This window comes from Pseudomonas retamae (genome assembly GCF_043496865.1).
Taxonomy (GTDB): Bacteria; Pseudomonadota; Gammaproteobacteria; order Pseudomonadales; family Pseudomonadaceae; genus Aquipseudomonas; species Aquipseudomonas retamae.
In genome coordinates, this window is sequence record NZ_JBIEIL010000005.1 from 168775 (window position 1) to 188051 (window position 19277).

General features: G+C 61.2%; 16 protein-coding genes. 3 read left to right on the forward strand and 13 right to left on the reverse strand.

The window, feature by feature from the left end; all coding sequences use genetic code 11:
* Nucleotides 1-2: 2 nt before the first annotated feature.
* The 9 genes from ACGSLL_RS12490 to pcaR all read right to left on the reverse strand — a co-directional run bounded on the left by ACGSLL_RS12490 (nucleotide 3) and on the right by pcaR (nucleotide 9803).
* Nucleotides 3-1367 carry a 3-carboxy-cis,cis-muconate cycloisomerase gene (locus tag ACGSLL_RS12490; RefSeq protein ID WP_394506204.1) on the reverse strand — a complete coding sequence of 455 codons (1365 nt, stop codon included), beginning with the start codon at nucleotides 1365-1367 and terminating at the stop codon, nucleotides 3-5.
* A gap of 44 nt (nucleotides 1368-1411) precedes the next feature.
* The gene (locus ACGSLL_RS12495) at nucleotides 1412-2707 is read right to left on the reverse strand and encodes an MFS family transporter (protein ID WP_394506206.1); all 1296 of its coding nucleotides are present in this window, start codon (nucleotides 2705-2707) and stop codon (nucleotides 1412-1414) included.
* 190 nt (nucleotides 2708-2897) lie between these two features.
* Entirely contained in the window at nucleotides 2898-3464 is a 567-nt protein-coding gene (gene pcaG, locus ACGSLL_RS12500) for a protocatechuate 3,4-dioxygenase subunit alpha (protein WP_208938421.1), read from the reverse strand.
* A gap of 1 nt (nucleotide 3465) precedes the next feature.
* Nucleotides 3466-4170 carry a protocatechuate 3,4-dioxygenase subunit beta gene (gene pcaH / locus ACGSLL_RS12505; RefSeq protein ID WP_394506209.1) on the reverse strand — a complete coding sequence of 235 codons (705 nt, stop codon included), beginning with the start codon at nucleotides 4168-4170 and terminating at the stop codon, nucleotides 3466-3468.
* Nucleotides 4171-4206: 36 nt separating this feature from the next.
* On the reverse strand, nucleotides 4207-5412 hold the full coding sequence (gene pcaF / locus ACGSLL_RS12510) for a 3-oxoadipyl-CoA thiolase (RefSeq protein WP_394506211.1): 1206 nt from the start codon (nucleotides 5410-5412) through the stop codon (nucleotides 4207-4209).
* Nucleotides 5409-6188 carry a CoA-transferase subunit beta gene (locus ACGSLL_RS12515; protein ID WP_394506213.1) on the reverse strand — a complete coding sequence of 260 codons (780 nt, stop codon included), beginning with the start codon at nucleotides 6186-6188 and terminating at the stop codon, nucleotides 5409-5411. Before ACGSLL_RS12515 ends, pcaF begins: the two co-directional genes overlap by 4 nt.
* Nucleotides 6188-7045, reverse strand: coding sequence for a CoA transferase subunit A (locus tag ACGSLL_RS12520; protein ID WP_024011937.1), 858 nt, complete (start codon nucleotides 7043-7045; stop codon nucleotides 6188-6190). Before ACGSLL_RS12520 ends, ACGSLL_RS12515 begins: the two co-directional genes overlap by 1 nt.
* Nucleotides 7046-7320: 275 nt before the next feature.
* On the reverse strand, nucleotides 7321-8667 hold the full coding sequence (locus tag ACGSLL_RS12525; RefSeq protein ID WP_394506216.1) for an MFS transporter: 1347 nt from the start codon (nucleotides 8665-8667) through the stop codon (nucleotides 7321-7323).
* Between the two features lie 293 nt (nucleotides 8668-8960).
* Nucleotides 8961-9803, reverse strand: coding sequence for a pca regulon transcriptional regulator PcaR (gene pcaR, locus ACGSLL_RS12530; RefSeq protein WP_394506218.1), 843 nt, complete (start codon nucleotides 9801-9803; stop codon nucleotides 8961-8963).
* 630 nt (nucleotides 9804-10433) lie between these two features.
* Here pcaR and ACGSLL_RS12535 point away from each other — a divergent pair.
* Complete coding sequence (locus ACGSLL_RS12535) at nucleotides 10434-10634, forward strand: hypothetical protein (RefSeq protein ID WP_008080067.1); 201 nt, start codon at nucleotides 10434-10436, stop codon at nucleotides 10632-10634.
* Between the two features lie 371 nt (nucleotides 10635-11005).
* Nucleotides 11006-12481: an inorganic phosphate transporter gene (locus tag ACGSLL_RS12540; RefSeq protein WP_093103960.1), complete on the forward strand. Its 1476-nt coding sequence runs from the start codon at nucleotides 11006-11008 to the stop codon at nucleotides 12479-12481.
* Between the two features lie 1022 nt (nucleotides 12482-13503).
* Here the strand turns inward: ACGSLL_RS12540 and ccoM are convergent.
* The 3 genes from ccoM to ACGSLL_RS12555 form a co-directional block, all read right to left on the reverse strand.
* Entirely contained in the window at nucleotides 13504-13617 is a 114-nt protein-coding gene (ccoM, locus tag ACGSLL_RS12545) for a cytochrome c oxidase subunit CcoM (protein WP_016771346.1), read from the reverse strand.
* Nucleotides 13618-13761: 144 nt separating this feature from the next.
* Nucleotides 13762-13923, reverse strand: a complete 162-nt coding sequence (locus ACGSLL_RS12550) for a hypothetical protein (protein ID WP_016771347.1) — start codon at nucleotides 13921-13923, stop codon at nucleotides 13762-13764.
* Nucleotides 13924-14026: 103 nt separating this feature from the next.
* On the reverse strand, nucleotides 14027-14368 hold the full coding sequence (locus tag ACGSLL_RS12555; protein WP_394506222.1) for an aspartate-semialdehyde dehydrogenase: 342 nt from the start codon (nucleotides 14366-14368) through the stop codon (nucleotides 14027-14029).
* 241 nt (nucleotides 14369-14609) lie between these two features.
* On the opposite strand from ACGSLL_RS12555, the gene rapA reads away from it, so the two are divergent.
* The gene (rapA, locus tag ACGSLL_RS12560; RefSeq protein ID WP_394506224.1) at nucleotides 14610-17456 is read left to right on the forward strand and encodes an RNA polymerase-associated protein RapA; all 2847 of its coding nucleotides are present in this window, start codon (nucleotides 14610-14612) and stop codon (nucleotides 17454-17456) included.
* Between the two features lie 190 nt (nucleotides 17457-17646).
* Here the strand turns inward: rapA and ACGSLL_RS12565 are convergent, their stop codons facing one another.
* Entirely contained in the window at nucleotides 17647-18996 is a 1350-nt protein-coding gene (locus ACGSLL_RS12565) for a spinster family MFS transporter (RefSeq protein ID WP_394506226.1), read from the reverse strand.
* Between the last annotated feature and the right edge of the window lie 281 nt (nucleotides 18997-19277).

Here is a 19277-nt window from a genome sequence, read left to right on the forward strand (position 1 = left end):
CTTCAGACAGTCAAAGCGTTGTGTTCGGCCACCGCGCGCTCGACCCAGACGTGAGCCTGACCGAGGTAACGCGCGGGGTTGAGAAGATCATCGAGCTCAGCGCTGCTCAGCTGCGCAGTGACCTGCGGTTCGTCTCCGAGTACCGCACGCAGGTGTCGTTGCTCGGCCACGGCGCGTTTGCAGCATTGTTCGAGCAGGTGATGCGCCGTGTCGCGGCCGACGCGTTGCGCGAGCACGATGCTCACCGCTTCGGCCAGTACCAGCCCTTGAGTCAATTCAAGGTTGCGGCCCATGCGCTCGGCATCGACTTCCAGGCCGTCAGCCAGCAAGCGCGCCTGTTGCAGCGAACCGGACACCAGGCAGCAGATCTCCGGCAGGGTTTCCCATTCGGCATGCCACAAACCGAGGCTGCGTTCGTGTTCCTGAGGCATGGCGCTGAACAGCGTCGAGACCAGCCCCGGCACCCGCGTCGCCGCACCGATCAATACCGCCGCGCCGACCGGGTTGCGCTTGTGCGGCATGGTCGACGAACCGCCCTTGCCCGGCGCCGCAGGTTCGAAGACCTCAGCGGCTTCGGTCTGCATCAACAGGCTGATGTCGCGGCCGAGCTTGCCAAGGCTGCCGGCGATCAATCCCAGCACAGCGCCGAACTCGACGATGCGGTCACGCTGGGTGTGCCACGGTTGTTCCGGCAGGCGCAGTTGCAGCTCTTCGGCCAAGGCTTCGGCGATTGGCAAGGCGTGTTGACCCAACGCCGCCAGCGTCCCCGACGCACCGCCAAATTGCAGGACCAGCAAGCGCGGTTTCAATTCTTGCAGCCGTTGACGACTGCGCGTCACCGCGCCGAGCCATCCAGCGATTTTCATGCCGAGGGTCACCGGCGTCGCGTGCTGCAGCCAGGTGCGCCCGGCCAGCGGCGTCGTGGCAAAGCGTTGGGCCTGAACGGCGAGCGAATCGGCCAGTTTCGCGAGCTCGTTTTCAATCAACACCAGCGCCTGGCGCAATTGCAGCACCAGTCCGGAATCCATCACGTCCTGACTGGTCGCGCCCAGATGCACGTAGCGCTCGGCCTCGGCATTGCTCGCGGCAATCTGCTTGCCCAACGCCTTGACCAGCGGAATCGCCGAATTGCCGGCCGTGGCAATCGCCTCGCCGAGTGCGGCGAAGTCATACAACGCTGCGTCGCATGCTGCCGCAATCGGTGCCACGGCAGACGCCGGAATCAGCCCGACCCGCGCCTCGGCCCGGGCCAGCGCGGCTTCGAAATCGAGCATTGCCTGCACGCGGCCCTGATCGCAGAACACCTCACGCATATCGCGGGCAGTGAAATAGGCATCGAACATTTGATTGCCCGGTCGCTGAGTCATAAAAATCCTTGCCGGCGCGGGCCTCGCAGCCCGCGCACATGGGTTTACAGATCGTGGTGCAAATACTTCGCCTGCTTGGGCAAACGCAGGCTGAACAGGAAAGCCACCGCCATCATCGCCGTGACGTACCAGTAGAAGGCGTTTTCCATGCCGCCGGCCTTGAGGCTCAGGGCCACAAACTCTGCCGAGCCACCGAAGATTGCATTGGCCACCGCGTAAGCCAGGCCGACGCCGAGGGCGCGGACTTCCGGCGGGAACATTTCGGCTTTCACCAGGCCGCTGATCGAGGTGTAGAAGCTGACGATCGCCAGCGCCACGGTGATCAGGACGAAGGCGAGGAACGGGCTGCTCACGCTTTTCAGACTGAGCAGAATCGGCACGGTGAACAGCGTACCGAGGGCGCCGAACCAGAGCATCGAGTTACGTCGACCGATCCGGTCGGCGAGCATGCCGAACAGCGGCTGCATGCACATGTACAGGAACAGCGCGCCGGTCATGATGTAGCTGGCGGTCTTGGCGTGCATGCCGGCGGTGTTCACCAGATATTTCTGCATGTAAGTGGTGAAGGTGTAGAAAATCAGCGAGCCACCGGCGGTGTAACCGAGCACGGTGATGAACGCGGCTTTGTGATCGCGGAACAGCGCGCTGATGCTGCCGGCGTCTTTGTGCGCGCGGGTTTCCTCGTTGGTGGTTTCTTTCAGCGAGCGCCGCAGGAACAGCGAAATCAGCGCCGCCACCGCACCGACCACGAACGGAATCCGCCAACCGTAGGCTCGCAGTTCGTCTTCGTTGAGAAACTGCTGCAACACCACTACCAGCGACACCGCCAGCAGTTGCCCGCCAATCAGCGTCACGTACTGGAACGAGGCGAAAAATCCGCGCTGACCCTTGAGCGCCACTTCGCTCATGTAGGTTGCAGTGGTGCCGTATTCGCCGCCCACCGACAGGCCTTGCAGCAGACGCGCGAACAGCAACAGGATCGGCGCCCAGACGCCGATGGAGTTGTAGGTCGGCAGGCACGCGATCAGCAGCGAGCCGAAGCACATCATCAGAATCGAGATGAGCATCGATTTCTTGCGCCCGTGCTTGTCGGCGACCCGACCGAAAATCCAGCCGCCGATCGGGCGCATCAGGAAGCCGGCGGCGAACACGCCAGCGGTGTTGACCAGTTGCACCGTCGGATTGTCGGAAGGGAAAAACGCCGGTGCGAAGTAAATCGCGCAAAAGGCGTAGACATAGAAGTCGAACCATTCGACGAGGTTGCCCGACGAGGCGCCGACAATGGCAAAGATGCGCTTGCTGCGCTCCTCACCCGTGTAATGGGAAGTAGTGGTTGTCATTGTTTTTCACTCGAAAGGGACAGTGAGAGTCTAGACATACTTTGCAACAGTCCCGTTCCACATCCGGTATCGATTGTTCCCCTGTGGGAGCGAGCCTGCTCGCGAAGAGGGAGTGCCAGACGACATGTGTGCTGGCTGACCCAGCGCTTTCGCGAGCAGGCTCGCTCCCACAGGGGATTGGCGGTATTGGTCAGTAATCGAAGAACACCGTCTCGGCCTCGGTGCCCTGAAGAATCACATTCCACTGGTAAACACCCGAGGCATCCGGCTTGGCCAGCAACGTCTGACGGCGTTCGGCGGGTACGCATTCGAGCAGCGGATCATCGACGTTGGCCGGTTCGCCCTCGAAGTAGATCCGCGTGAGCAAATGCTTGACCAGGCCACGAGCAAACACCAGCACCACCAGATGCGGCGCCTGGGTCGTGCCTTTCAGACCCGGCACAGTGCCCGGTTTGATCGTGGTGAAGCGGAACCGCCCTTCGCCATCCACCGGCACCCGGCCGAAACCTTCGAAGTGCGGATCCAGCGGCTTGTCCTGATGATCTTCCGGGTGGTCGTACTTGCCGGCGGCGTTGGCCTGCCAGACTTCAAGCATGGCGTCGTTGACGACATCGCCATTGCCGTCCACCACTTGGCCGGTGATCGCCACGCGCTCGCCGAGGGTCTGCTCGACAGTAAGGTCTTCGCGGTTCAGCCAGGTCAGGCCGATGTGGTAATACGGCCCGACGGTGTGGGACGTGGTCGCATTGAGCGTCATCTTATTTCTCCATCGGCGTGGCTTCACGCCCGCGCAGCACGATGTCCCAGCGGTAAGCGAGGGCGTAGGACGGAATGGTTTTTTCCAGATCGAAAGCAGCGATCAGGCGTTCCTTGGCCGAGGTGTCCGGCACGCAGTTGTAGATCGGGTCGTACGCCAGCAGCGGGTCGCCGGGGAAATACATCTGCGTGACCAGACGGGTGAGGATGCTCGGCCCGAACAGCGAAAAGTGGATATGCGCCGGACGCCAGGCGTTGTGGTGGTTGCCCCACGGATACGCGCCGGGCCTGATGGTCTGGAACTGATACCAACCGTCGGCGTCGGTGACGGTGCGACCGGTGCCGGTGAAGTTCGGGTCCAGCGGTGCGTCGTGCAGATCGCGCGCATGGTTGTAGCGACCGGCGGCATTGGCCTGCCAGATCTCCACCAGAATCCCTGGCACCGGCAAGCCGTCTTCATCGAGCACGCGACCGTGAATGATGATGCGTTCGCCCAACGGCTCGCCTTCGTGCTGCGCGGTCAGGTCGTGGTCATTTTCCACCAGGCGCTCGGCGCCAATGGTCGGCCCGGTGATTTCCGACAGCGAGTGCGGCAGGTGCACCAATGGCTTGGACGGCGAGCGCAGGTTGGTGGATTGGTAAGTCGGGTGCAGGTAGTCAGGCTGGGTGCCTGCCTGTGGGCGACGGTAACCAGGCTTGTCAGTCATTTCGCTTTCCTCAGTTCTTTTAGATGCCGCAACGCGTCAGACGCGTTCGATGGCCAGGGCCAGACCTTGGCCAACACCGACGCACATGGTCGCCAGACCTTTCTTGCCACCGGTCTTTTCCAGATGATGCAGCGCGGTCAGGACCAGCCGCGCACCGCTCATGCCCAATGGGTGGCCGAGGGCAATCGCGCCGCCGTTCGGGTTAACCTGCGCCGCGTCGTCCGCCAGCCCCAGTCCACGCAACACCGCCAGACCCTGGCTGGCAAACGCTTCGTTGAGTTCGATCACGTCGAAATCGCTGACCGCCACACCGAGACGCTCGGTGAGTTTGCGCACCGCTGGCACCGGACCGATCCCCATCACCCGCGGCGCGACGCCGGCGCTGGCCATGCCGAGGACTTTTGCGCGGGCAGTCAGGCCGTGTTTCTTCACTGCCTCGGCAGAGGCCAGAATCAGTGCAGCGGCGCCATCGTTGACCCCGGAAGCATTGCCGGCGGTGACGGTTTTGTCCGCACCGTTGACCGGCTTAAGCCTGGCCAGCGCTTCAATCGTGGTGTCCGCGCGAGGATGTTCGTCCTGGCTGACCACGGTTTCACCCTTCTTGTGGGCAATGCGCACTTCGACAATCTCTTCAGCAAAGTAACCGGCAGCCTGCGCCGCGGCGGTACGTTGCTGGCTGCGCAGGGCGAACGCGTCCTGATCTTCGCGCGAGACTTGATGGTCGTCGGCGACGTTGTCAGCGGTCTGCGGCATCGCGTCGACGCCGTATTGCGCTTTCATCAACGGGTTGATGAAACGCCAGCCGATGGTGGTGTCTTCCAGTTTCATGTTGCGCGAGAACGCCGCGTCAGCCTTGCCCATCACGAACGGCGCGCGCGACATCGACTCGACGCCACCGGCAATCGCCAGCTCCATCTCGCCGCTGGCAATCGCCCGGAATGCGCTGCCGATGGCGTCCATGCCCGAGGCGCAAAGACGATTGAGCGTAACGCCGGGCACGCTGTCCGGCAGACCGGCCAGCAGCAGGGCCATGCGCGCAACGTTGCGGTTGTCTTCGCCGGCCTGGTTGGCGCAGCCGAGGAACACTTCATCGACGGCGTTCCAGTCCACCGACGGATTGCGCTCCATCAGGGCCTTGATCGGCACGGCGGCGAGGTCATCGGCGCGCACGGCCGACAAGCCGCCGCCGAAACGGCCAATGGGGGTGCGAATCGCGTCGCAGATATACACGTCACGCATCATGCTTCTCCCGGTGCCTGACCGTGGGCGGCAGCGGTGCGCGCTTCAAGATCACGCAGCGCCGTCAGCTCGACGTCGGTCGGCTCAGCAGTGGTTTCAACGGCGTCGGCAAAACGGATCGCCCAACCGGTGGCGGCGACCACTTGCTCGCGGGTCACGCCCGGATGTAGCGCGGTGACCACGAATTCGTGGGTGCCCTCTTCCGGCTCCATGATGCACAGGTCGGTGATGATGCCGACCGGCCCGGCGCCCGGCAGGCCCAGACGCTTGCGCGAATCGCCGCCCTCACCGTGGCCGACCGAAGTGATGAAGTCGAGTTTGTCGACAAACGAGCGCGCCGACTGTTTAAGGATGATCAACACGCTTTTCGCCGAGCCGGCAATTTCCGGCGCGCCACCGGCACCTGGCAGGCGCACTTTCGGCGAGAAGTAATCGCCGACCACGGTGGTGTTGATGTTGCCGAAACGGTCGACCTGCGCGGCGCCGAGAAAACCGACGTCAATGCGCCCGCCCTGCAGCCAGTAGCGAAAAATCTCACCGGTCGGGACCACGGTGTCGGCGGTTTCCGCCAGTTCGCCATCACCGATCGACAGCGGCAACACACTTGGCTTGGCGCCGATCGGGCCCGATTCGTAGATCAGCACCACATCCGGCGACGAAGTCAGACGCGCGAGATTGGCGGCTTTCGATGGCAGGCCGATGCCGACAAAGCACACCGAGCCGTTCTTCAGGCGACGGGCTGCGGCGACGGTCATCATTTCATTGGTGGTGTAAGCCATTACTTGGCCTCCGAAGCAGCGGCCAATTTGGCCTGGAATTCGCTGAAATCAGCGCAGCCATGGATGTATTCGTTGATCCACGCGGTAAACGTCTCACGGTCGCGGGCGATCGGGTCCCACGCCTGATAGAACCGATTGTCACGCTCGGTGTAACCGTGAGCGTAGGACGGGTGCGCGCCGCCGGGAACGTGGCAGACCGCGCTCAAGGCCCAGGTTGGCAGCACGCAAGCGTTCATCGGTGCGTTGAGGTCGTCGACGATTTCTTCGACGGTGACGATGCAGCGCTTGGCCGCCAACGCTGCTTCCTTCTGCACGCCAAGAATGCCCCACAGCAGCACGTTGCCCTTGCGGTCGGCTTTCTGCGCGTGGATCACGGTGACGTCCGGGCGCACCGACGGCACCGCCGCCAGCACTTCGCCGGTGAACGGGCAGGTAACGGTTTTGATCAGCGGGTTGACCTTCGGCAGATCAGAGCCGGCGTAGGCACGCAGCACCGCGAATGGCAGGCCGGAAGCACCGGCGACGTAGGCGTTGGCCAGGTCGGCGTGGCTGTGTTCTTCGATTTCCAGCGCATGCGGCCACTGTTTCTCGACCGCATCGCGCAGGCGGTGCAGCGAACCGACGCCCGGGTTACCGCCCCAGGAGAAAATCAACTTGCGTGCGCAACCGGCGCCGATCAGTTGGTCGTAGATCAGGTCGGGGGTCATCCGCACCAGGGTCAGATCTTTCTTGCCCTGACGAATGATTTCATGACCCGCTGCCGTAGGGATCAGGTGCGTGAAGCCTTCGAGCGCGACGGTGTCGCCATCGTTGACGAATTGCTTCACCGCGTCGTGCAGCGAAAGGATCTCAGCCATGGAGCGGGCTCCCGTTTTTAGAGTGAATCGCCAGTGATAAAAAGGCGCGAGGTTCAGCGCCGGAGTCACTGAAGATTAAGCCTGGGGAAATGGCCAAACAATCCGATAATCGACTGAGTGTTCGTTTATCGAACAGATTGTTGTTTCCCTAACAACCAAGAACAAAAGCTTCGCGAGCAGGCTCGCTCCCACAAGTGGAATGCATTTCAAAATGTGGGAGCGAGCCTGCTCGCGAAGGGGCCGGAACACTCATAGAAGATCCTGCTCTGGGAGACTCAGGTAGCATCCGCATGACTGACCATGCCCTTGATCACTACCGCTGCCGTCGCCAACCCGGCCGGAATCACCAGTGCGGTCAGCACCTGCTCGAAGTTCCAGCCAAGGCCCAATAACGTCGCGCCCATCCACGCGCCAAGAATCGCGCCGAAGCGGCCAATCCCGAGCATCCACGACACGCCGGTCGCCCGCCCCTGGGTCGGATAAAACCGCGCCGCCAGCGATGGCATTGCCGATTGCGCGCCGTTCACGCACATCCCCGCCACCAGCACCAGGGTTGCCAGCAGAGTGATGTTGCCCAGGCTCTGCCCTACCGCGTAGGCAAACACCCCGGCCAGCAGGTAGAACGTGCCGATGACCTTGTGCGGGTTGAAGCGGTCCATCGCCCAGCCCACCGCCACCGCGCTCAATACGCCACCGAACTGGAACAACGCACCGATGAAGGCGGCCTGCTCCATGCTCGCGCCGCTGTCGCGCATCAGCGTCGGCAGCCAACTGGTCAGCAGGTAAACGATGACCAGGCCCATGAAATAGGTCAGCCACAGCAGCAAGGTGCCGGTGCTGTAAGTGCCTGAGAAGATCACCGCAAACACGTTGCGCGCCTTGACCGTCTTCTGTTCCGGCACGCTGAAGCTCGAGGCTTGGGCCACGGTCACCGGGTCGATCGGCGCCAACGTCTTGCGCACTTTGTCGGTGCCACGATTGCGCACTACCAGGTAACGCGCCGATTCCGGCAGCCAGAACAGCAGGACCACGGCGAGAATCAGTGGCAGCACCCCGCCGATCAACAGCAGGCTGTGCCAGCCGAACGCCGGAATCAGCTTGGCGGAAATGAATCCGCCGCCCGCCATGCCAAGGTTGAAACCGCAGAACATGCTGGTCACCAGCAGCGATTTCTTGCGCTCCGGGGTGTATTCCGAGAGCAACGTGGTGGCATTCGGCATCCCCGCGCCCAGGCCGAGACCGGTCAAGAAACGCAGCACCAGCAGTTGTTCGACGTTGGTGCTGTAAGCCGAAGCCAGACTGAAAGCGCCGAACAGCAGCACGGCGCCGACCAGCACTACTTTGCGGCCGAAGCGGTCAGCCAGCGGGCCGGAACCGAGGGCACCGAAGACCATGCCGATCAGCGCGGCGCTCATCACCGGGCCGAGGCTGGCGCGGTCGATGCCCCAGTCCTGCGACAGCGCCGGGGCGATGAAGCCCATGGCGGCGGTGTCGAGGCCATCGAGAAAGACAATCAGGAAACACAGGATCACCACGCGCCATTGATAGCGCGAGATCGGTTGGGCATTGATGAAGGTCTGCACATCGAGGCAGTTACCCACAGCGGACTGAGGCTGGTTCATTATTTTTATTCCACGCAAAAAACGCAGTCGAACGATGGCCGGCCAACGGGCAGCACGGTCATGAGAATAGAGGTTTGAATCAGGCGTCGCGTTGCATCCGGCAACAGAGTCGGCAAGGCGGACAGTCGGAGAACATGCGCATGGTGAGGTGCCTCTTGTCATTATTATCGGAGTCGGCAGTCCGGGCTGACTCTGCTGGTCAGCGCCGGATGACGCTGCCGCGACATTAATGATCCGAGGGTTTTAGCGTCAATTCGATAAACGCAACACTGTGCGTTTATCGAACAGCTTCATCAGGCAAACAATTGCGCGCTGAGGTCGCGACTGGCGCTGAGCAGGCCCGGCAGAAAGCGCTGCTCCAGCTCGCTACGACTGACCCGCCCGGCATGGGTACTGACGTTGAGTGCTGCGACCACCTGGCCGGACGCGTCATACACCGGCACAGCAATCGAACGCAGGCCCTGCTCCAGTTCCTGATCGACGATGCACCAGCCCTGCTGCCGCACCTCTTGCAGGCAGGCGAGCAAGGCGTCAGGGGTATGGATCGTGCGGCTGGTCTTGGCCACCAGTTCCGCGTGATCGAGGTATTCGCCGAGCGACGTATCGTCGAGTGCCGCCAGCAGAATCCGCCCCATCGACGTGCAATAGGCTGGCAGCCGCCCGCCGACCGACAGGTCAACCGAAATCAGCCGCTGAGTGGTCGCCGAACGGGCGATGTACAGAATGTCGTCGCCTTCGAGCGTGGCCATGTTGCAGGCTTCGTGCACTTGTTCGCTCATGCGATCGAGGTACGGCTGGGCAGAAACGGCCAGCGGTGTCGACGACAAGTAGGCATGGCCGAGGGTCAAGACTTTCGGCAACAATGAATAGGTGCGACCGTCGGTCGTGGCGTAGCCGAGTTTGATCAGCGTGTGCAGGCAACGGCGCACCGCCGCGCGCGGGATTTCGGTGCGGTGGCTGATCTGCGCGATGGTGAGATGGCGCTTGCGCTCCTGAAAGGCCTGCACCACGGCCAGACCGCGGGCCAAAGAGGTCATGAAATCCGGATCGCCGGTCAGGGCCTGAATGCGCTTGGCCGGCGAAGCGACGATCGGCGGCGCCACGGAAGTGAAGGAATTGCGCATTTGATCGTTCATCTAAGGTCCTTGGTCCGGCTCGGATCAGTGGTTATACAAACGGCTCGCACCCGAATGCACAAGCGCTGGGCGCGCAACATTGGGCGATTATCGAACCGTCGACCGATAATCGCAATCGATTGCCTATCCCCTCTCGAGCTGCCTGAATCAACCTCACCACCGTCTCGATGACCGCCTTAGTTGCTCGACTTAATGGCGCCAAAAACTCATCACACGGTAAATAGTCCTTGGCTTGTGCCACAACTAATAAACTTCTGCGCAACAAAACAATCACACATTCAGAACCGTTTTTAACTTGGCAAAGATAGTCATTCCTGAATCGATGGCTATAATGCACCTCAGTGGCGCCGTGTTTCCTTCGACCGGGATCGCCACCCGCTGAGGTGATGTCCATCATCGACAGCCCGGCCAGCGCCAGACGCCATTACTCATGCAACGCCTGCGTTCGCCGAAACAGGAAACTGATGCTGCGTCAGTTTTATCTGGTGCCGTAGCCGCCTGACATACGCAAGTCCCGATCGCCCAACGATTGAACTAATGCCAGTTCGGCATTGAGATTGCGAGGGTGCTCGAGCGATTCGTTGCCATGCGTTTCACCAGACTTACAACTCAACTCATACAGGTAGCACTGTGACGAAAGACGAACTGCGCGCGGAACTTGAGCGCCAGGAACAACGTTACAAGGAAGTTTACGGCGGGGAAGTCACCACCTACGCCGCTCAGCCCGAACCGGAACGCAAAGCCTGGCGCAAGCGCCCGACCGTTCAGGATCAGGTATTCAAGCAGGAAATCGAAAAAATCGAAAAGGAACTCAAAGCCGAGGAGCCTTGAATACAGGCGCCGGTTTTTGAAGGTTTGCGTCCGCACCGTTTACAAGCGCGGTGAAACGACGATGCCTCGCGCGCCCGCTACCCGCGGGCAGCGGCTATCCCGAGGTCTGACAGGCTGATGACAGACGTCCTACAGGTTTCACAGATATTTCAGACAAGCGTTTGAGCGCTCACCCAGTCTTTGAAAATGCCGGCAAATCTCGGGTTTTATTAATAGAATCAATTACTTGAAAAACCATGCGCACCGCTTGGTTTTAACGCGCTGCAACAAATTAACTTGAAGAAGAGTGTGACCAGTGAGCAGACAGGGCATCGATTTCCTGTCTTTTCTGGCATAATCGCGCCCCCTTACGACCGGGTCAGAAAACCTTCATGATCGATTTATTCAGCGGACTGGATGCTTGGGTGCTTGTGAGCCTCTTGCTCGCCCTGACGTTTGTCCTCGCCTTCGAGTTCATCAATGGATTTCATGACACCGCTAACGCGGTAGCCACTGTTATCTACACCAAAGCCATGCCGCCACACCTGGCAGTGTTCTTTTCCGGCGTGTTCAATTTCCTCGGCGTGCTGCTGGGCGGTGTGGGCGTGGCGTATGCCATCGTCCACTTGCTGCCGGTGGAGCTGCTGATCAATGTGAACACCGGCCATGGCCTGGCAATGGTCTTCTCGTTGCTCGCGGCGGCCATCGCCTGGAACCTGGGCACTTGGTACTTCGGTATCCCGGCTTCCAGCTCGCACACCCTGATCGGCTCGATCCTCGGTGTTGGTTTGGCCAACGCGCTGATCAACGACATCCCGTTGAGAGATGGCGTGAACTGGCAGAAAGCGATCGACATCGGCGCCTCGCTGGTGTTCTCGCCGATGGCCGGCTTCCTGATCGCCGCCCTGGTGCTGATCGGCCTTAAGTGGTGGCGCCCGCTGTCGAAGATGCACAAGACCCCGGAACAGCGCCGCAAGATCGACGACAAGAAACACCCGCCGTTCTGGAACCGTCTGGTCCTGGTGATCTCGGCCATGGCCGTGAGCTTCGTACACGGCTCCAACGATGGCCAGAAAGGCATCGGCCTGATCATGCTGGTGCTGATTGGTATCGTGCCGGCGCAGTTCGTGCTCGACCTGAACAGCACCACCTACCAGATCGAACGCACCCGCGACGCGACCCTGCACCTGAGCCAGTTCTACCAGCGCAACGCCGATTCGCTGGGTGAGTTCCTGGCCCTGGGCAAAAGCGTGGAAGGCGACCTGCCGGAGAAATTCCGCTGCAACCCGCAGCAGACCGAACCGACCATCTCCGCCCTGCTGCACACCCTCAAAGGTGTAGCGGACTACCACTCGCTCTCGTCGGAAAGCCGTATCGAGGTACGTCGTTACCTGCTCTGCCTCGACGACACGGCGAAGAAAGTCGGCAAACTGCCAGGCCTCGAAGCCCGTGAAAAGGCTGACCTCGACAAGCTGCGCAAAGACCTGACCACCACCACCGAATACGCCCCGTTCTGGGTGATTCTGGCGGTTGCACTGGCCCTGGGCCTGGGCACCATGGTGGGCTGGAAGCGTGTGGTGCTGACCATCGGTGAGAAGATCGGCAAGCAGGGCATGACCTATTCCCAGGGCATGTCGGCGCAGATCACCACCGCCAGTTTGATCGGCATGGCCAACATCTTCAGCCTGCCGGTGTCGACCACACATGTGTTGTCTTCGGGTGTAGCCGGCACCATGGTTGCCAACAAGAGCGGCTTGCAGGGCGGCACGGTCAAGACCATTTTGCTGGCGTGGGTGTTGACCTTGCCGGCGACGGTGGCGCTGTCGGCCGGGTTGTTCTGGCTGGCTTCCAAGGCGTTGGGTAGCTGATCTTCAGCTGCTTGTGAAGGAGGCGCGATTCTTTGGAATCGCGCCTTTTTTGGTTTAGGGGGATGAGATTTGTGAGCATATCCGTTGCTGCGGTAACGGCTTCTTATGGTTTCGCTCTTACAGCGAGTCCCTTTTTCAAACGCCAAAAAGGAACCAAAAGGCTTTGCCCCGGCGTTCGGCCCCTCGCTGGGGCTCGGGGTTCCTTCGTTACGGAATCGCTCCGGGCGCAGCGGCTACGGTTTGCTTCGCTGCACCTCCTTCCGCTGTGTACGACTTCGTCGTACGGTCGCTACGCTCCCACACCCGGATCGATCCCTTCACTCAGCCTGCCGAAGGGGCAAAAGATCAAAAGCCAGATCAAGAGCTAAAGCCAGAGCAAAATCAAAAGCCGGAGCAAAATCAAAAGCCCCTCACCCTAGCCCTCTCCCGGAGGGAGAGGGGACTGACCGTGGTGAATGTGAGAGATATGCCGACGTTCGATACCGAGTCGTATTCAAATTTTGAATGGCACGCAGATCGGCTCCTCTCCTCGGGAGAGGGCTGGGGTGAGGGGCGAATCCACCGAAAATCTCAAGCCATGCGACGCTTCTAACCACTCAACAATGAGCGTTAGCTCGCGTGCCCTTGATCTTGATCTTGCCTAACCAGCGACATCGGAAGGCTGAGCGCAGGGATCGATCGGGGCGTGGGAGCGCAGCGACCGTCTGGCGCAGCCAGACACAGCGGAAGTAGGTGCAGCGAAGCAAACCGTAGCCGCTGCGCCCGGATCGATCCCGGAGCGAAGGGACCCGAGCCTGCGAGGGCCGTACGTAGGAGCAAAGCCTTTTGGTTCCTTTTTGGCGTCTGAAAAAGGGACTCGCCGTAAGGGCGAAACCGCCAGCCGCAACACCCGAAGCAACGGATATTCACCCAAAACCCCAAGAGCTTGGTCGGCCCAAAGGCCGCCAAGGCGCCAAGGCCAAAAAAAAGGGGCAACCGAAGTCGCCCCAAAATGCCTTGCGTGCCCATCAACCCAGAAGAACTTACTTGCGCCGCTTATGCGCATCCTTCCAGATAAAAAACCCAAACCCTGCAAAAAACAGCACCATCAGCCCCACCGTCAGGACCCCGGCAAACACCACGTTATCGAAAAACATGACTGGCCTCCTGGCCCCTGCTTTGCTGCGATGAGTGCAAATTAGCAGACACACGGACACGCACATTGACCAGGATCAATGTCCGCGACAAAGAGAGAAAAGAGGGGAAATTAAATGACCTGCATCAAGGAATGCAGAGGGAGATCAGCGCTTTTTCGGCTTGTTCTTCGACTTTTTCTTGGCTTTTCCCAACGGCATCGCCTGCTCGAACGCCTGGCGCACTTCGTTCAGGCGCTTCTCGTTGAGGTCATGCACACGCTTGGCGCGCTCAGTGCTGAGGTCGATCAGTTTGTCGTCTTGGCTCATGGCATCAGTACATCGCAGAAAAGGATCACAACTGCCACATCACCGGCAGGACTGCGCCAATCATGCCGCCTGACGCGAGCGCTGACCAGCCGCACCGGCACATTCAGATTTCGATATCGACCCACAAGCCCTGACGCGGCTGATCTTCCATCAGCGGCACTACCGGCACGGTGTTGTCGGCATTGAGTTCGGTACCGGGTACGGCCAGATGTTCTTCCGGATCTTCATCAGCCTCGCGACGCCGACGTTCGCGCTCATGCTGGCGGCGCTGTTCCTCGCGCAGCAACAGGCCATCCTCTTCGGGATTGCGTTTTTGCAGATCGATCGTGCTTTCGTTGGAGCTTTCCTGCACCGGTACCACCGGAGGGATGTCCGGCCGCTGGCGGATCGGATCCTGCTGGGAAGTGATCGGCACGGCGCTCAAGGGGAGCATCGGTGGCAACATATATAGGTCTCCTGTGTGCAGGCTATCGGCTGCGGTACAGGCGCCTTGAGCCGCCCGTCGCAAACTTGTGACCCGGTTGGCACCCACAGGTGCCCGCATCCTTGATAAAACCGACGCATGACCGCCACCGGCTTCGCCTTGCAGCCAGCAGCTAAAAGCTCGCCACTGCTCCTATTCCTTTGGCCCTGAGGCCGTCATTCCGTTAAGATAGCCCGCTTTTTCAAGGTGGGAGTCAGGCAGCATGGCGCAGCAGTATCAACCGGGGCAACGCTGGATCAGTGACAGCGAAGCAGAGCTTGGTTTAGGCACCGTTCTGGCACAGGACGGCCGCTTGTTGACCGTGCTTTACCCGGCCACTGGCGAAACCCGCCAGTACGCGCTACGGAATGCGCCCCTGACCCGCGTGCGGTTTTCGCCGGGTGACAGCATCACCCACTTCGAAGGCTGGAAGATGACCGTGCAGCAGGTCGACGATGTCGACGGGCTGATGGTTTATCACGGTCTCAACGCGCAGAACGAAGCCGTCACCCTGCCGGAAACCCAGCTGTCGAACTTCATTCAGTTCCGTCTGGCCAGCGACCGCCTGTTCGCCGGGCAGATCGATCCGCTGCCGTGGTTCTCCCTGCGCTACAACACCCTGGAACACACCAGCCGCCAGTTGCAGTCCTCGCTCTGGGGCCTGGGTGGCGTGCGCGCGCAACCGATCGCGCACCAGTTGCACATCGCCCGGGAAGTCGCCGACCGCATCGCGCCGCGGGTATTGCTGGCGGACGAAGTGGGTCTGGGTAAAACCATCGAAGCCGGTCTGGTGATTCATCGCCAACTGCTGTCCGGCCGCGCCAATCGCGTGCTTATCCTCGTTCCGGAAAACCTCCAGCACCAGTGGCTGGTGGAGATGCGCCGCCGCTTCAACCTGCAGGTCGCGCTGTTCGACGAAGAACGCTTCATCGAAAGCGATGCCACCAACCCGTTCGAAGACACGCAACTGGCGCTGGTCGCGCTGGAATGGCTGGTCGCCGATGAAAAAGCTCAGGACGCACTGTTCGCTGCCGGTTGGGATCTGCTGGTGGTCGACGAAGCGCACCACCTGGTCTGGCACGAAGAAAAGGCCAGCCCGGAATACTCGCTGGTCGAGCAACTGGCCGAAGTCATCCCCGGCGTGCTGCTGCTCACCGCCACCCCGGAACAACTCGGGCAGGACAGCCACTTCGCCCGTCTGCGCCTGCTTGACCCGAACCGTTTCCATGACTTGGCCGCATTCCGCGCCGAGAGCGACAACTATCGCCCGGTGGCCGAAGCCGTTCAGGAACTGCTCGACAAGGGCCGCCTCTCGCCCGCAGCGCACAAGACCATTCACGGTTTCCTCGGCAACGAAGGCGAAGCCTTGCTGACCGCGGTCAACGATGGCGACACCGAAGCCAGCGCGCGTCTGGTGCGTGAACTGCTCGATCGTCATGGCACTGGCCGTGTGCTGTTCCGTAACACCCGTGCTGCCGTGCAGGGTTTCCCGGAGCGCAAGCTGCATCCGTACCCACTGCCATGCCCGGACGAATACCTCGAACTGCCGCTGGGCGAACACGCCGAGCTGTACCCGGAAGTCAGCTTCCAGTCCCAGCCAGAGGCCAGCGAAGAAGAACGCTGGTGGAAATTCGATCCGCGCGTCGAGTGGCTGATCGATCAGCTGAAAATGCTCAAGCGCACCAAAGTGCTGGTGATCTGCGCCCACGCTGAAACCGCGATGGATCTGGAAGACGCCCTGCGCGTGCGTTCCGGCATCCCGGCCACGGTGTTCCACGAAGGCATGAACATCCTTGAGCGTGACCGCGCCGCCGCCTACTTCGCCGATGAAGAGTTCGGCGCGCAGGTGCTGATCTGCTCGGAAATCGGCAGTGAAGGTCGCAACTTCCAGTTCGCTCACCACCTGGTGCTGTTCGATCTGCCGTCGCACCCGGACCTGCTCGAGCAGCGTATCGGTCGTCTCGACCGGATCGGCCAGAAACACATCATCGAACTGCACGTGCCTTACCTGGAAACCAGCCCGCAAGAGCGCCTGTTCCAGTGGTACCACGAAGCGCTCAACGCTTTCCTCAATACCTGCCCGACCGGCAACGCCTTGCAGCATCAGTTCGGCCCGCGCCTGCTGCCGCTGCTCGAAGAAGCCGACGACGGCGAATGGCAAGCGCTGATCGACGAAGCACGCGCCGAGCGTGAGCGTCTGGAAGCTGAGTTGCATACCGGTCGCGACCGTTTGCTGGAACTTAATTCCGGCGGCGCTGGCGAAGGTGAAGCGCTGGTCGAAGCGATTCTTGAGCAGGACGACCAGTTCGCCCTGCCGATCTACATGGAAACCCTGTTCGACGCGTTCGGCATCGACAGCGAAGACCATTCGGAAAACGCCCTGATCCTCAAGCCGAGCGAGAAAATGCTCGACGCCAGCTTCCCGCTGGGCGACGACGAAGGCGTGACCATCACCTACGACCGCAACCAGGCGCTGTCGCGCGAAGACATGCAGTTCATCACCTGGGAACACCCGATGGTGCAGGGCGGCATGGACCTGGTGTTGTCCGGTTCGATGGGCAACACCGCCGTCGCGCTGATCAAGAACAAGGCGTTGAAACCGGGCACCGTGTTGCTCGAATTGCTGTATGTCAGCGAAGTGGTCGCACCGCGTTCGCTGCAACTGGGTCGCTACCTGCCACCGGCGGCGCTGCGCTGCCTGCTCGATGCCAACGGCAACGACCTGTCGCCACGGGTATCCTTCGAAACCCTCAACGATCAGCTGGAAAGCGTGCCGCGCGCCAGCGCCAACAAGTTCATCCAGGCCCAGCGCGATCAGCTGACGCCGCGGATCAACGCCGGCGAAGACAAGATCGCCCCGCGTCACGCCGAGCGTGTGGCCGAGGCGCGTCGTCGTCTGGCCGCCGACACCGACGAAGAACTGGCGCGCCTGACCGCGTTGCAAGCGGTCAACCCGACCGTGCGTGACAGCGAACTGGAAGCGTTGCGCACTCAGCGTGAGCAGGGTCTGGCGATGCTGGATAAAGCGGCGTTGCGTCTGGAAGCGATTCGGGTGTTGGTAGCGGGCTAACCGCCCCGCTCCACCGCTCAAAAACAACAAGGCCCGCAGTGATGCGGGCCGATCGTTCCCACGCTCTGCGTGGGAATGCCTCAAGGGACGCTCTGCGTTCCAGCTTCGATAGGGACGCGGAGCGTCCCGGGCTGCATTCCCACGCGGAGCGTGGGAACGATCATGTGGGCGAGCCTGCTCGCGAAAACGGTCAGGCAGTCGCCGCAGAAATTTCAGGCTCAACCACCGCTACCAAGCCCTCCTTCATCCGCTGCGCATCCCGCACAAAACACCGCGAAGCCAGAAACAGAAACACCATGGTCAGAAACAGCGCCACCGGGATCAGGTACATCGCGTCATGCAGGCCGACCGCCTTGAACGCCTCGGTCATCTGCTCCGCGCCCGCCGACAGCATTGCCGTGTGCGCGAAATGGTCCGACAAACCACCGACCACCACCGGCCCCAAACCACCGCCGAGCAGATACAGCCCGGCAAAGAACAACGCCATCGCCGTCGCCCGCAAGCGCGGTTCGACTACGTCCTGAATCGCCGTGTAGACGCAGGTGTAGAAGTTATAGGCGAACAGCCAGCCGACGCTGAATACCGCGACGAACACGCCGATCTCGATTCGCCCGGCATGCAGTGCCCACGCCGTGCACAGGGTCGAGATGATCAGGCTGAACCCGGCAAACAACAGCCGCCCGCTGGCCACGCGCTGATGAATCTTGTCAGCGATCCAGCCGCCCAATGTCAGCCCGACCAGCCCGGTCACGCCGACGATAATTCCCGTAGCTACCGCCGCTTCCTGCAATGGCATGAGGAAATAGCGTTGCAGCATCGGCACCAGAAAGGAGTTGCAGGCGTAGGTTGCGAAGTTGAAGCACAGCCCGGCCATCACCAGCCACAGAAACGTCGGCACCGCCAGCACGCGACGAATCGGCTTGTCGACTTTCTCCTGCGAGACCTGCACGGTTTCCGCCGCGCCGCGCTTGGGTTCCTTGATGAAGAACATGAACACCGCCAGGATCAGCCCCGGCACCGCGGCGATAAAGAACGGCGCGCGCCAACTGTCGAAGGCCTTGACCATCGCGCCGATGGTGAAGAACGCCAGCAGCAGCCCCAGCGGCAGGCCAAGCATGAAAATGCCCATGGCCCGCGCCCGACGGTGCGCCGGAAACAGATCGCCGATCAGCGAGTTCGCCGCTGGCGCATAACTGGCTTCGCCGATGCCGATACCCATGCGTACGATCAGGAAGCTCCAGAAACTGCCGACCATACCGTTGACCGCAGTCAGTGCACTCCAGGTCGCCAAACCCCAGCCCATCAGTTTGCTGCGTGAACCGGTGTCGGCCATGCGCCCGAGTGGCAGGCCGGCAATGGCGTAAACGATGGTGAACGCAGTACCGATGATGCCCAGCTGAAAGTCGCTGAGGTGCCATTCCATGCGGATAGGTTCGATGATGATCGCCGGAATGGTGCGGTCGAAGAAATTGAACAGGTTGGCGAGGAACAGCAAAAACAGAATGCGCCAGGCATTCGCCGCTTGGGTCGAGTTCTGCATGGGTCCGTCTCTTTATTGTTATGGGGCTTCACTGCCAGCGCGTTCGAGCCCGGAACCTGCAATCTAGTCAGCCGCGCGGGGGCTGTCTGTGATCATTCGTCAGCCTGATATCGGCCCATCGCACTGTAACGAAACGTAAGCCCTTGATAACGCTGAAATCCCCCGCCATACGGGGCTTTCACGGCAAAATCCAGGCACAAAAAAATACTTTCGCGCCCCCCTTCCCAAGTCCATGGCAAAGCCTAGAATGGCCGCCGGATCCGTCCGGATCTGCCGATCAA

Excerpts from the sequence above, each read along its gene's own strand:
- ACGSLL_RS12490 (WP_394506204.1), bottom strand. The coding sequence starts at position 1,367 with ATGACTCAGCGACCGGGCAATCAAATGTTCGATGCCTATTTCACTGCC.
- ACGSLL_RS12495 (WP_394506206.1), bottom strand. The coding sequence starts at position 2,707 with ATGACAACCACTACTTCCCATTACACGGGTGAGGAGCGCAGCAAGCGC.
- pcaG (WP_208938421.1), bottom strand. The coding sequence starts at position 3,464 with ATGACGCTCAATGCGACCACGTCCCACACCGTCGGGCCGTATTACCAC.
- pcaH (WP_394506209.1), bottom strand. The coding sequence starts at position 4,170 with ATGACTGACAAGCCTGGTTACCGTCGCCCACAGGCAGGCACCCAGCCT.
- pcaF (WP_394506211.1), bottom strand. The coding sequence starts at position 5,412 with ATGATGCGTGACGTGTATATCTGCGACGCGATTCGCACCCCCATTGGC.
- ACGSLL_RS12515 (WP_394506213.1), bottom strand. The coding sequence starts at position 6,188 with ATGGCTTACACCACCAATGAAATGATGACCGTCGCCGCAGCCCGTCGC.
- ACGSLL_RS12520 (WP_024011937.1), bottom strand. The coding sequence starts at position 7,045 with ATGGCTGAGATCCTTTCGCTGCACGACGCGGTGAAGCAATTCGTCAAC.
- ACGSLL_RS12525 (WP_394506216.1), bottom strand. The coding sequence starts at position 8,667 with ATGAACCAGCCTCAGTCCGCTGTGGGTAACTGCCTCGATGTGCAGACC.
- pcaR (WP_394506218.1), bottom strand. The coding sequence starts at position 9,803 with ATGAACGATCAAATGCGCAATTCCTTCACTTCCGTGGCGCCGCCGATC.
- ACGSLL_RS12540 (WP_093103960.1), top strand. The coding sequence starts at position 11,006 with ATGATCGATTTATTCAGCGGACTGGATGCTTGGGTGCTTGTGAGCCTC.
- ccoM (WP_016771346.1), bottom strand. The coding sequence starts at position 13,617 with ATGTTTTTCGATAACGTGGTGTTTGCCGGGGTCCTGACGGTGGGGCTG.
- ACGSLL_RS12550 (WP_016771347.1), bottom strand. The coding sequence starts at position 13,923 with ATGAGCCAAGACGACAAACTGATCGACCTCAGCACTGAGCGCGCCAAG.
- ACGSLL_RS12555 (WP_394506222.1), bottom strand. The coding sequence starts at position 14,368 with ATGTTGCCACCGATGCTCCCCTTGAGCGCCGTGCCGATCACTTCCCAG.
- rapA (WP_394506224.1), top strand. The coding sequence starts at position 14,610 with ATGGCGCAGCAGTATCAACCGGGGCAACGCTGGATCAGTGACAGCGAA.
- ACGSLL_RS12565 (WP_394506226.1), bottom strand. The coding sequence starts at position 18,996 with ATGCAGAACTCGACCCAAGCGGCGAATGCCTGGCGCATTCTGTTTTTG.